Here is an 11,581-nt window from a genome sequence, read left to right as displayed (position 1 = left end):
ACATTAGCAATTTTAGTTTGATAAAATTCAATTAAGGAGAAGAAAGAACTGTAATATATGATATGAGAATTGACTGTTATTGGTTGTGAAATAAAATTATTAGGGAGGTAAACTGGTGAAAGTAGAATATAAGAAAATAGAAGTAAGGGTTAAAGATGAAAATTTCGAGAAGAAACTGAACGAATTGGGAGATGAAGACTGGGAAGTCATATCTACATCCCCTATTAATGTAGCTGGTTCAACGGGATCGATTTTAATCATCTTATCTAGGAAAATCTAATTAACGAACATTTTCATTGAAGGGAAGAAACTTATGTCTAAGACAATGTTGATTATTCTATTAACTTTATCATTAGTCACGATATCCAATGGAATTCTCCTAAATAGAAAAGGTAAAGGGAAACTAAGTAAAATGGTCATTATTATCGGTGTAGTCTTGGCGGTAATCGGTTTTTTAGGTACACTCGTTTCCTTCCTTGGGTAAAATTCCCTAATTAAGAAGAAAAAAATTTAGATTTTGTAGTTAGCCTTAAACGTCTTTCTTTTTATGTGAAAATAAATAAACGTGGCTTTCTCTGAATACTTTGGATCAGGTAGGGGAATTCTAAAAAGAACCTAAAAAAGAAATAAGAAAGCAGAGCTATCTGTGAAAGGTTAACTTTGTATATGACTAATTTGGTTTTGTTATACTAATTAAGTTGTAGTTCTTTATACGGTTCCTTGTTTAAAAGCATAGAGTAGATTATTCGAAGCATTCGATGCGATATAGCAACGGATGCTTTTTTCGTTCCTCTTCTTGAATAGCCCAATTCTCTGTGGCTAACCATCTACTTCGACATCTAGACACAGCCAAAACTGCTTCATACATCGCTGATTTTAAATGAGGAATTCCATTGGGAGTTCTAGTCCTCTTACGTTTTCCTGCATTTTCATGAGTTCCTGGTGATACAACTAAGATGCTAAATGTTGGGAAGTAGAAGATTACCCATATCTCAACTCCTATTTCCGAAATAATTATAGCTGAGATATCCTTTTTAATTCCTAGAATAGTAAGAAGTAATTTCATTTCTTCTCTAAAGTTCTTTAATAGATTATCAACCCTTTCTTCAATATCTGATATATGTGATTCCAAATATATTATGTGTTGCCAAGACTGACTTATTAAAAAGATCTGATGGTCGTTTAAAGTAACAAAAAGGGAATAGGTGATTTTTCACCTTTTTCCAGACATGCGTCTATGGATACTGGATTCTACATCGGAAGCTTTTACATAACCCTGTTCAATCAATCTCTCAAGAAGTTTTCTTCCTGGTGCTCTAAACATGTAGGAAATAACTAAACTGAGTTTAATATTTGAACACTTCAAGACATTTTTGGATTCGATTTTTCTCAGAGGTCTCGATAGATCACGTAGATTTTGAATTTCAATAAATGGTACAAAACTCTTTTCGATTAGTCCATGACGTAATAATATAGTTAACCACTCTGAATCTGAAAAATCTGTTTTTCGACCAGGTACATTCTTGATTCTTTCGAAGAATTTATTTTCGAGAAAAACTCATGGATGTGTTTTTTTAGGGGCTGTCCGTTTATCTAGATATAAATAAAACGGTAATAACTTAGGTTGACTAGTGGTTCTCTTCTTATTTTTCAAAGGAAATACTTAAAAAGTTTAAGGAAACCACTAATGACAATTATCGATATAATTTGATAATATTTTCCACATAGAAATAAAAATGTTTTTCAAGGGAAGTGGAAATGTGTTTTTTGATGAAACCCCAACTTTTATTTATATAAAAGAAACTGAAGAGAATTTATTAACGATAGATTACGATTATAATGTTGCTTCAATCAGAGCTTATTTAAAAGAGTTCCATATTTCTTCCACCCAATATATTGAAGAACAACCAAGCAATCTATTTGAAATTGTAGATGATATCTCTTTTTCAATCGGTTCTAAAGTGATTATGTATGTTGACAGTTTCACCAATAAAGAGGTTAGTCTTGAAATTAGTAAACTTTTAAAAGCACAAAATAGCGAGATTGAGTTGATTTGGTTAGTTGAAAGCGAGGTATTCATTCCATTAGAAGGTAAAGACTTCATTGATGTAATAATGAATTCCTCCAACCTATCTGAATTAGTTCAATTGCTAGATCCAGACGTAGAGCGTGATCTTGAAAAGGAATTCCACCCTCTTATCTATAAAAATCATTTAATCCCAGTTACTAAAATTAACAATGTAGGACTTCATGTTAAAAAGGATCGTTTCTTTGAGGAAGAAATCCAATTCATTAAGGAAAATGAATCAAAAGTGGTAAGGCCTGTGCCACTCTATATTGATGGAGAAGATATTGAATACGTAATTGATTTATTCTTATCATTTAACTTAAGTATCCCCCTCAAGCCATATGTTAAAGTAAACGAGACCAAACAACAGTCTTTTGTTAATCTAAAAAAATTGAACATTCAGGAAATTATTTTGGAAATAAGTAAGGAAACGGAACCAGCAAAACTTGTAGCCATAGTTAGTGAAGTCAGTGTTCCTACTATCATCACTATTTATGCAGAAAGGGATACAGATGTTTCTATATTAATTGCTCAAACCTTGCATCTCCTTGAAATAGGAAAAGGAATCATTGATGTTCGATTCAAATCAGATGAACAAATACATTTATCTGCTGAAACGATGGAGCTAATTTCAAGATTGAGAGGATACTTGCCTCAGATTGCTCAAAAAAATGCATTGAAAAATGGCGTAATAGCTTACTATACAGGGATTTACCCTAAAACGGTTTTAGATAATTATGTTAAGCATGTAGAAATAAGTGAAACTCTTTCCTCTGAGGATTATGCACAAGTGAATGGAATAATGAGTTTGAACAGTGCATTTATCCATCGTACCGCCGAATTTTCTACTAAAAATGCTGCTAAGTACGTTTTAGTAAACGGAACATTGCAAATGACTAATTCTTCATATGAAGATACTAAGAACCGTGTAAATGATTCAGGAAACAGCCTTTCCCACTTTCATCAAATAGACGGTAACCATCTTCAACTTGATCATTTCTTAATCGAGGATTTTCCCATTGCTCCGTATAAAGAGGCTGTAGAAAAGTTTACATCATTACTTACATTAGAAAGTCAAGATGACTTGGATACCTATTTATCAGAAGTTATCCATTTCATCTCGACTGGAACCTATCGACACGCCTATCAACTTGATTCTAAGATTACGAACATTTGCCGATGGAGCGGAATCCAAGCGTGCAATGTGAGTCACCTACCAAGATTAGTTGTAAATGGTAATCGATCCCTAAGTCCGTGCTTAGGTTGCAACAAGGCCATCGGAGCATTAGGTGACGAATTATATGAACTAAGGACAAAAGTAAAGGTGATAACAGAGGAACAGCAGCTATTGCGAGGCTGCAATAGCTGTGAAGTACGCGATTCATGTTCAAAATGTAGTTTCTTACCAGACTATATGAATGAAAAACAATATTGTTCTATTCGAAAGAATCAGCCTGGATTGGAATATTACTCTTCTACAACACAGCTGCTTAAAGTTTTAATCGACTATACTACTTATTTTAGAGGGGTGGAGATCGAGGATATACGAGTATCAAACCCTTATGTGACACACTTATTTAGATTAACAACTGCTGGAGAGTCATTAGTGAACAAAGGAGTTTTCCTCTTCCATTTAAAGGAGCAAAGCATATTGGTCGATTCCTCTAAGTTGAAATTGACAAAGTTAAATCCAGTTATGACATATGTTTTGGAATCATTATACAAAGGTTATAGTAAGACAACTGTCATTGAGGAAATGATAAAGGACTTCCAAATCACGATGGAACATGCCGTTGACTATTACCACAAATCGTATGAGCTTTTTGCTAATGCAGGCTTAATACAAAAGAAGGAAGTATTCGTATGAGTGAGCATAATTTTTTCGGAATGTTTCAGAAATTGATGAAACTGAATGTAACGTCGAATGAGATGGATTTGTATGATGGGTACTTCGCCAATTTTTATGATAAAATCACCGGTCAGATTTTATATGACATTGACTATTACCTTCATAATGCGGAAGAAACGAAATCAGCCATCCTAGAGCTAGCCTGTGGAAGCGGCAGACTGTTGTTAGAATTTGCGAAAAGAGGATATCGAATATCCGGTCTTGACTTATCTCCATCCATGCTCAATGTACTTGAAAAGAAAATCAGTTCTATGGATGCTACTGTTAAGGAAAACATATCGGTATGTATTGATAACATGGTTAACTTTCAACATGATCAGAAGTATGGCTTAATTATTTTGGGAGCAACAAGCATCTGCCTGCTTGATACCGATGATGAAATCGATCAATTGCTAGAGAATGTCTATAGACATTTAGAAGTAGGTGGAAGGTTTATCTTCGACTATTCCGTTACGTCGCCCCTACCAGGCAAATCCTATCATATTGAACCGATTAATATTTATACCGAGCAAACACAAGGGAATAAGCAGTTTGTGATCTATACAGAAAAAAAAGTATATACAGAGATGAAATCCTATGTGAATTTCTATGGGGAAAGCATCGACGCTGATAATAAGACCACAAGGAATTTAGGTTATACCGTTAAAAGGTTATTAACTGACAAGGAGATTTCAGCGGCGATCAAAAGGTCTAAGTTTAAAATCATCAATACCAAAACACAAAGTGACGGTGATAACCGAATTCGATTTGTTACCCTAGAACGAACTAACTGAGGTGTTTTTATGTCAACTGGAATGACAACGATGAGGGATTATCCCTTAATCCATCCTTTAAACCCAATAAATAAGGGCGAGGAATTTGTTGAAATTGTAGAAGGTAATGGGATATACATTAAAGACCGTATGGGACGAATTTACATGGATGGAATAAGCGGACTGTGGAATGTTTCATTGGGGTACAATCATCCACTCATAAATGAGTATATACTACGACAATTGCATAAAATCCCATTTGTTCATTTAGGGGAGCATCAGAATGAAACATCGACCAACCTGGCAAGAAAATTATTGAATTTAGTTCCGACTCATTTAAATAAAGTGTTGTATACATGTACCGGTTCTGAATCCGTTGAGTTGGCAATCAAGATCGTCAGACAATTTTATTCATTGAGTGGATACCCATTAAAAAAAGAGATTGCTGTCTTAGACCATTCCTATCACGGAACCTATTTCGGAGGTATGTCTGCAAGTGGTATTGATAGAGAGTTAACGAAGGATTACCATCCGGTCGTTTCAGGTTTTCACTTTTTACATACCCCATATCACCAAGAGAATGAAAATCAGATCAGAAATTACGAGAACCAGGTAGAAGCTTTCTTCTTGAACAATCATGAAAGACTAGCTGCTATCATATTAGAACCAATTGTTGGTTCAGGAGGAATCATTCCTATACCAGCATCCTATCTGCAAAAGGTACAAAGCCTATGTGAGGTTTACAACGTGCTGCTAGTTTTTGATGAAGTCGCCACTGGATTTGGCAGAACTGGTAAAATGTTTGCCTTTGAGCATTTTGGAATAACACCTGATATTCTTTGTCTTTCTAAAGGGATAAATAGTGGTTATCTTCCGTTAGGTGCTGTGGTTATCAGTGAAGAAATTTTCAGGACTTATGTGAATTCGGATACCCATATAGAACATCTGTCTACTCAGAATGGTAATCCTTTAGCGTGTTCTGCGGGTTTAGCCACCTTAGAAGTGTTAATGAAAGATAATTTCCTTGAGAATGTGAAAGAAAAGGGAACTTACTTTATTGAAAGGCTTAAGGAGGTTCTTCATGTCCTACCTATTGTTTCACAGGTAAGGGGAATAGGGTTTATGACTGGAATTGAATTGAGATCCTATGGCAATGAACCTATTTCCGCATCCAGCTTAAATTCAGTGATGAGCATATTAAAGAAGAGAGGCCTTATTGCATATCCTTTCTACAGCCCACCATTAACATGTGGCCTGTCCCTTTTCCCGCCGCTTATTACAGAAAAAAAGGAACTGGATAAAATGATTTACACACTAGAAAGGACTTTAAGGAACTTCACTTAGGTTGATCCTAGATTGATATGATTGGAAAAAGGTGAAAAACGGAAAACGTATTGCGGTTAGAGTTAAACGTGATTCCTATGGAATTACAATTTGAGGGCCATAAAGAAGCTGTAAATTGAATTATCTGGAGCTATGTAACTGGTTTTGTAAAAGGAGTCGGTCTTGTTATTGGTGGCGTATATGTTGGCTACCTTTTCATTGCTCCATAATGAGATAATCCTTTTTATAGTATTGAAGGGAGGTGAAAGATATGGAAAATGCATTGGAGTTAAAATCAAATGTGATTCCTATGGGGTTACAATTTGAAGACCTTGAAGAAGCTGTAAATCCGATTAACTGGGGTTATGTAGCTGGTTTTGTAACAGGAATTGGTATTGTTGGCGGCGGCGTATATATTGGTTACCTTATCGTCGCTACATAAAAGTAATAAATCTTACTTTAAAAAAAGGAGTGTTTGATTTGAAAAATGAAAAGATAGATTTAAAATTAAACTTTGAAAATTTAGAAGAAGTATTGGCTCCAGGTTCATTTAGAGATGGGTTTTTAGATGGTCTTGCGACTGGTGGCGCGATTATTGGTGCTATTGGATTGGGTATTCTTATCGGTGGTTTAACCTAATAATCAATAGTGGAAATGAGAATTATTCAGTCCTCTAAGGGTTGAATAATTCTCTCTTAATAATTTTTAGGAGAGAGATAAACTATGCCGGTCCCAAAACATGTTGAAATTTCAGAAATAAGTGAACATGAATATATCCTTTATAACAATATCACAAAAAAACATATAAAACTTGGCAGCAGGGAGAGAAACTTTTATTTATACCTTAATCATCATTCTCATCCTTTTGATGAATATTTAACTCCTGAACAACAAACCTTTTTGGAAGAAAAATTTAAAGAATTAGGGTTTTTACAACATGATTACAGCAATCTGATTGTACAGAAGAAGAGAGACTTAACCAGAATCCCAATTTTATTTTTTAATCCCGAGAGGACCCTTAACCTTTTGTCCCCCTTTATTCATTTTCTTTTTAATAAAATTGTCCTCACTTTTTTAGGCGTTTTTGTGATTACTGGTTTTTTTATCATGGGAATGTTTCGTTCTCATTGGCTCCTTAATATTTCTATGGACTCTTTAAATGTAAAGAATTTGGTCATTCTATATATTATGATGGTTTTTACACTAGTCATACACGAGTTTTCGCATGCTATCACTTGTCATTTTTTAGGTGGAAAGGTTAAAGAAATAGGCTTCATGTTGTTTTACTTTCAATTCGCATTATATTGCAATGTCAGTTCAATATACACCTTTAAAAGCAGAAAAGACAAGATACTCGTTTCGTTAGCAGGGATTATAAGTCAGATTATTCTTGTAAGTATTGCTGTAATTTCCCAATATATACTTGAAAAACTAAGCATACACCAGAATATTCTGATGTATTATATCGTTTTAAATATAGGTTTAATCATTATTAATCTGATTCCGTTAGTAAAGCTTGATGGGTATTGGATACTGACGTATTTAACTGGAATAACGAACCTAAGGGATAAATCGTTTCAGTTCCTGTTAAGTTCATTCATTCCTAAATACAAAGTGATTAATCATTCTTTTTCAGATTTTGAAATTAAGGTGTTCAAACTATACGGTATTACCTCGACGTTATTCACTCTTCTATTTTGGGGGAATTCCCTATATTTTTTAATCCAATTAATAGGAAAATATAATGGGTTTACAAGTATCTTGGTGCTCATCATATTGGTATTAATGGTTTTCATTCATTTTATCAGAACAGTAAGATCATATATTTTATTTCTAAATGAGAAATTAACACTTTTGTCTAGTCAAACCACATAAGAAATGAGAGATTGCTATGAATGTAGTAATAACAGGAGCGACGGGCCAGATTGGCCGAGTGATTGCCAAGGAATTTGCAAGGAGAGGTGCCAATCTAGTTTTAATCGATTTATATCAAAATTCAAAACAGTTAAATGAGCTGACTTCTACAATCAGTTTAGAGTATAAAGTACAAGTGATGCCAACAGTAATCGATATTAGAGATATTAGTGCGATTAAGGACGGGGTAGAATCCTTCTCAGTAACCTTTCCAGTCATTGATATCTTAATAAATAATGCTGGTGTGAATAGCCTAAATTCAGCACTACAGGTTACTCCAGAGATATGGGATCAAATCGTAGATACAAACTTACGAGGAACATTCTTTATGAGCCAAGCGATAGCACCACTTATGATCAAACAAAAGTGTGGGTCTATCGTCAATATCGCTTCGCAGCATGGAATAGTTGGCAGTGAAAATCGAGCCCCATACTGTGCTAGTAAAGCAGGGTTAATCAATCTTACAAACGCTCTTTCCATTGAATGGGCCAAGTATGGAATTCGCGTAAACTGTGTATCTCCTACATTTGTACAATCTGATAAAAACAAAGAATTACTATATAGTCTATCGTTTAAAAATGAGAATCTATCAAGGATACCCTTAAGAAGGTATGCAATGCCTATCGATGTTGCTAACGCTGCCATCTTCCTGTCTTCCAGTGAAAATAATATGATTACAGGGCACAATTTAGTAGTCGATGGAGGCTGGACTTCAATTTGATTTATTGATAGTTAACTGCGTCAATGTCAATAAAGTGGTAGTAAATTCCTTTTACTACTGCTTGCATTCGAGAGTTTACTTCTAGTTTCTCAAATATTCTAGCAATATATGACTCAACAGAACTTATACTTAAATTCATTAGCCTTGCGATATCCTTATTTTTAAAGCCATCGGCAATTTTCTGGAGGATAACAATCTCTTTTTCTGTAAGATCAAAGATTGAATTTTTAGTATTCTTTTCTTTTAAAACCAGATCATTTTGAATAGATAGTAACGATAAGACACTATAAAGTTTGTCAACGGGATCCTTTTTTAGAACGATTGCATTCACCCCGACTGAAAAAAACTTTTCAGCTGACATAGGGTGGCAAGGATAAGTGGAATAAAGAATTAAGGGTGCATTAGGACATTGCCTCTTAAGTTCAAGGATAATGTTATGAAGTTTAGTCCGATTTGAGAAGATTAAATAATCGATATCGATGATTGTAATGTCTCTAATGTCTTCCTTCTTAAATAGAGATTTGTAGCTTAATAATACTACGTCAATCTCCTTATGGTACTTGGATAAAGATTCTTTTAATCCTTGTAGAAGAATTTCTTGTTCACTTAACAAGGTTATTGTTACCGGGAGGTTTATCATTCGAATTCTCCTATTCTTCTAATAAATTTGGAAATATTATCTTTTTTAATATTAGACAATTTTTCCTTTTTTGTAAATATCATCTGACGAATTTCTTGTTAATTTTCACATAAATTGTAAAGGGGCTAGATATATGTCATTAGTAGTAGAAAACCTATACAAATCCTTTAATGGTGTTTATGCAATCGAAAATTTAAATTTTTCTATAGATACTGGTGGGGTCTTGGGCCTATTAGGACAAAATGGTGCTGGGAAAACCACCACATTAAGAATGTTATTAGGATTGTTGAAACCAGACGATGGCCAAATTATCTGGAATGGAACCCCATTAAGTAAAAGAGAAGTAAAAATTGGTTATTTACCAGAAGAGAGAGGCCTTTATGCTAAATCAAAAGTTATTGATCAGCTACGCTATTTCGGAGAATTAGAGGGATTAACAAAGAAAGAGATAAATAGTCAGCTTGTTTATTGGATGGAAAAATTACAAGTAATCGAGTATAAAGATAAAAAGGCTGAAGAATTGTCAAAAGGAAATCAACAAAAAATCCAGATTATTGCAACACTATTACATAATCCCGATTTTATTATTCTTGATGAGCCCTTTAGTGGCTTAGACCCTTTAAACGCTGAGATTCTAAAGAAAATAATATTAGAACTCATCGATGCAAAGAAAACAATTATTTTTTCAAGCCACCGTTTGGACAGTGTAGAAGAATTTTGCCGAAATATATGTATATTAAAAAATGGCAGGGTGGTATTAAAAGGACAGTTAAATGACATTCAGGCTAATTATGGATATAAGAACCTCTTCATAAAGACTCATCATAATATAGAAAAATTCCTATCTAGTAATAATTATCAATTTGAAATAATGAACAATTTTTATAGGATAAAGGCCAATAGTGAAAAGGAAGCTATCTCGACAGTTACACATTTATTGGAAAATGATTATAACTTGAAGAGCATAGAAATAAAAGAGCCTACACTGCATCAGATTTTCATCGAAAAGGTAGGGTGATCAAAAGTGAGTCAGTTTATTAAAGTGTTTAAATATACATATATTGAAAATGTAAAAACGAAAGCATTTATATTATCTACCATTCTCATCCTATTACTAGAAGGGTTGGTTCTGTCTCTTCCCAGAATTATTGAAGATATTTCTGGGAAGGATAAATCTCACATTGCTGTAATGGATGAAACAGACCAGCTAGTCTTGAACAGCGATAAATTGGGAAGCGTCATGAAGGGTTATAGTTGGAAGGTTGTGGACAAAGGAGAAGAAAGCTCGCTCAGAAAAGATGTAGTAAAGGGCGATCTTGATGGATTGTTTATTCTAAGAAATGGTGATAGTGGAAGTTTTATTGAATATATCGCTGCATATCAAGATGAAACCTTGATACGAATGTTTCAGTATTATATTCAAACTATCTACACCTCAAACGTCATTAAAGAAAATAGTATTAATAAAGATACTGCCCAAGCACTGTTGACCCAGGTTCCTATGAAGATTACGGATTTGGCCAAGAAGCAAGAAGATTCATTTCTCTTTGTTTATGGGATGATTTTCTTTATGTACATAGCCATATTAGGTTATGGACAAGCAGTTGCCACTGCAGTTGCCTCAGAAAAATCTTCGAGGGTAATGGAAATAATGATTACAAAAGTGAAGCCAATAAGAATGATGTTCGGAAAAGTGTTAGGGGTGGGATCTGCTAGTCTTTCACAATTATTACTGATCATCCTAAGTACGGTCTTAATGTATAAATCAGGCATAGTGAAATCCGGTGGGGATATATTTGGCTTTAAGATTAACTTGGACTCCGTTACAACCAATCAGGTTGTATATTTCGTTCTATTCTTCATATTAGGTTACTTTGTTTATGCTGCATTGTATGCTGCATTCGGAGCAATGGTCAGCAGGATAGAAGATCTTACAAATATTACCCTTCCATTATCTTTAACAATCATTATGTCTTTCCTATTAGCAATGTACACGCTGTCATCACCTAACGGAATTGTTTCAAAGGTGGCGTCATTTATACCATTCTTCTCACCTGTATCTATGTTCACTAGAATTTCTATAAGTACGGTTTCACCGCTAGAAATCGTATTGTCAGTGATGATATTAGTCATTACTATGATTCTTGTCTTTTTATTTGCATCCAAAGTTTATCCTACCGGGGTGCTTCTATATGGAAAGAAACCTAAATTAAAAAACGTTTTAAAAAATTCAAACTAAACATAGGGGGACGAG

13 protein-coding genes are annotated in these 11,581 nt (G+C 34.2%); 11 read left to right on the top strand and 2 right to left on the bottom strand.

Annotated features, from left to right (window positions below; all coding sequences use genetic code 11):
* The first annotated feature begins 115 nt into the window (after positions 1 to 115).
* Both RCG20_RS09830 and RCG20_RS09825 read left to right on the top strand, forming a co-directional pair.
* Positions 116 to 280 carry a DUF4177 domain-containing protein gene (locus RCG20_RS09830; RefSeq protein ID WP_308184056.1) on the top strand — a complete coding sequence of 55 codons (165 nt, stop codon included), beginning with the start codon at positions 116 to 118 and terminating at the stop codon, positions 278 to 280.
* Positions 281 to 313: 33 nt separating this feature from the next.
* Positions 314 to 484, top strand: coding sequence for a hypothetical protein (locus RCG20_RS09825; protein WP_308184055.1), 171 nt, complete (start codon positions 314 to 316; stop codon positions 482 to 484).
* Positions 485 to 742: 258 nt separating this feature from the next.
* On the opposite strand, the gene RCG20_RS09820 is transcribed toward RCG20_RS09825, so the two are convergent.
* Positions 743 to 1,066: a transposase gene (locus RCG20_RS09820; RefSeq protein ID WP_308184054.1), complete on the bottom strand. Its 324-nt coding sequence runs from the start codon at positions 1,064 to 1,066 to the stop codon at positions 743 to 745.
* Between the two features lie 694 nt (positions 1,067 to 1,760).
* On the opposite strand from RCG20_RS09820, the gene RCG20_RS09815 reads away from it, so the two are divergent.
* The 7 genes from RCG20_RS09815 (at position 1,761) to RCG20_RS09785 (ending at position 8,687) form a co-directional block, all read left to right on the top strand.
* Positions 1,761 to 3,935 (top strand): hypothetical protein, encoded by a 2,175-nt coding sequence (locus tag RCG20_RS09815; RefSeq protein ID WP_308184053.1) that lies wholly within the window; start codon positions 1,761 to 1,763, stop codon positions 3,933 to 3,935.
* Positions 3,932 to 4,750, top strand: a complete 819-nt coding sequence (locus RCG20_RS09810) for a class I SAM-dependent DNA methyltransferase (protein ID WP_308184052.1) — start codon at positions 3,932 to 3,934, stop codon at positions 4,748 to 4,750. Before RCG20_RS09815 ends, RCG20_RS09810 begins: the two co-directional genes overlap by 4 nt.
* A 9-nt stretch (positions 4,751 to 4,759) precedes the next feature.
* Positions 4,760 to 6,073 carry an aminotransferase family protein gene (locus RCG20_RS09805; protein ID WP_308184051.1) on the top strand — a complete coding sequence of 438 codons (1,314 nt, stop codon included), beginning with the start codon at positions 4,760 to 4,762 and terminating at the stop codon, positions 6,071 to 6,073.
* A gap of 250 nt (positions 6,074 to 6,323) precedes the next feature.
* Positions 6,324 to 6,494: a hypothetical protein gene (locus RCG20_RS09800; protein WP_308184050.1), complete on the top strand. Its 171-nt coding sequence runs from the start codon at positions 6,324 to 6,326 to the stop codon at positions 6,492 to 6,494.
* A gap of 38 nt (positions 6,495 to 6,532) precedes the next feature.
* Positions 6,533 to 6,691: a hypothetical protein gene (locus RCG20_RS09795; protein WP_308184049.1), complete on the top strand. Its 159-nt coding sequence runs from the start codon at positions 6,533 to 6,535 to the stop codon at positions 6,689 to 6,691.
* A gap of 84 nt (positions 6,692 to 6,775) precedes the next feature.
* Positions 6,776 to 7,927 carry a hypothetical protein gene (locus tag RCG20_RS09790; protein WP_308184048.1) on the top strand — a complete coding sequence of 384 codons (1,152 nt, stop codon included), beginning with the start codon at positions 6,776 to 6,778 and terminating at the stop codon, positions 7,925 to 7,927.
* Between the two features lie 16 nt (positions 7,928 to 7,943).
* A complete protein-coding gene (locus tag RCG20_RS09785) occupies positions 7,944 to 8,687 on the top strand; it encodes an SDR family NAD(P)-dependent oxidoreductase (protein WP_308184047.1) in 744 nt (247 codons plus the stop codon).
* Position 8,688: 1 nt separating this feature from the next.
* Here RCG20_RS09785 and RCG20_RS09780 read toward each other — a convergent pair whose 3' ends face one another.
* Entirely contained in the window at positions 8,689 to 9,327 is a 639-nt protein-coding gene (locus RCG20_RS09780) for a response regulator transcription factor (protein WP_308184046.1), read from the bottom strand.
* A gap of 133 nt (positions 9,328 to 9,460) precedes the next feature.
* On the opposite strand from RCG20_RS09780, the gene RCG20_RS09775 reads away from it, so the two are divergent.
* Positions 9,461 to 10,345 carry an ABC transporter ATP-binding protein gene (locus tag RCG20_RS09775; protein WP_308184045.1) on the top strand — a complete coding sequence of 295 codons (885 nt, stop codon included), beginning with the start codon at positions 9,461 to 9,463 and terminating at the stop codon, positions 10,343 to 10,345.
* A 6-nt stretch (positions 10,346 to 10,351) separates the two neighbouring features.
* On the top strand, positions 10,352 to 11,566 hold the full coding sequence (locus RCG20_RS09770; RefSeq protein WP_308184044.1) for an ABC transporter permease: 1,215 nt from the start codon (positions 10,352 to 10,354) through the stop codon (positions 11,564 to 11,566).
* The last annotated feature ends 15 nt before the right edge of the window (positions 11,567 to 11,581 follow it).

This window comes from Neobacillus sp. PS3-40, from assembly GCF_030915485.1.
In the GTDB taxonomy this organism is placed as follows: domain Bacteria; phylum Bacillota; class Bacilli; order Bacillales; family Cytobacillaceae; genus JAUZPL01.
Note: the sequence above shows the minus strand (reverse complement) of the source record. Positions and strands in the feature narration are given on the sequence as shown.

Coding starts and splice junctions, on each gene's coding strand:
- RCG20_RS09825 (WP_308184055.1), top strand. CDS start 314: ATGTCTAAGACAATGTTGATTATTCTATTAACTTTATCATTAGTCACG.
- RCG20_RS09820 (WP_308184054.1), bottom strand. CDS start 1,066: ATGAAATTACTTCTTACTATTCTAGGAATTAAAAAGGATATCTCAGCT.
- RCG20_RS09810 (WP_308184052.1), top strand. CDS start 3,932: ATGAGTGAGCATAATTTTTTCGGAATGTTTCAGAAATTGATGAAACTG.
- RCG20_RS09805 (WP_308184051.1), top strand. CDS start 4,760: ATGTCAACTGGAATGACAACGATGAGGGATTATCCCTTAATCCATCCT.
- RCG20_RS09800 (WP_308184050.1), top strand. CDS start 6,324: ATGGAAAATGCATTGGAGTTAAAATCAAATGTGATTCCTATGGGGTTA.
- RCG20_RS09790 (WP_308184048.1), top strand. CDS start 6,776: ATGCCGGTCCCAAAACATGTTGAAATTTCAGAAATAAGTGAACATGAA.
- RCG20_RS09785 (WP_308184047.1), top strand. CDS start 7,944: ATGAATGTAGTAATAACAGGAGCGACGGGCCAGATTGGCCGAGTGATT.
- RCG20_RS09780 (WP_308184046.1), bottom strand. CDS start 9,327: ATGATAAACCTCCCGGTAACAATAACCTTGTTAAGTGAACAAGAAATT.
- RCG20_RS09775 (WP_308184045.1), top strand. CDS start 9,461: ATGTCATTAGTAGTAGAAAACCTATACAAATCCTTTAATGGTGTTTAT.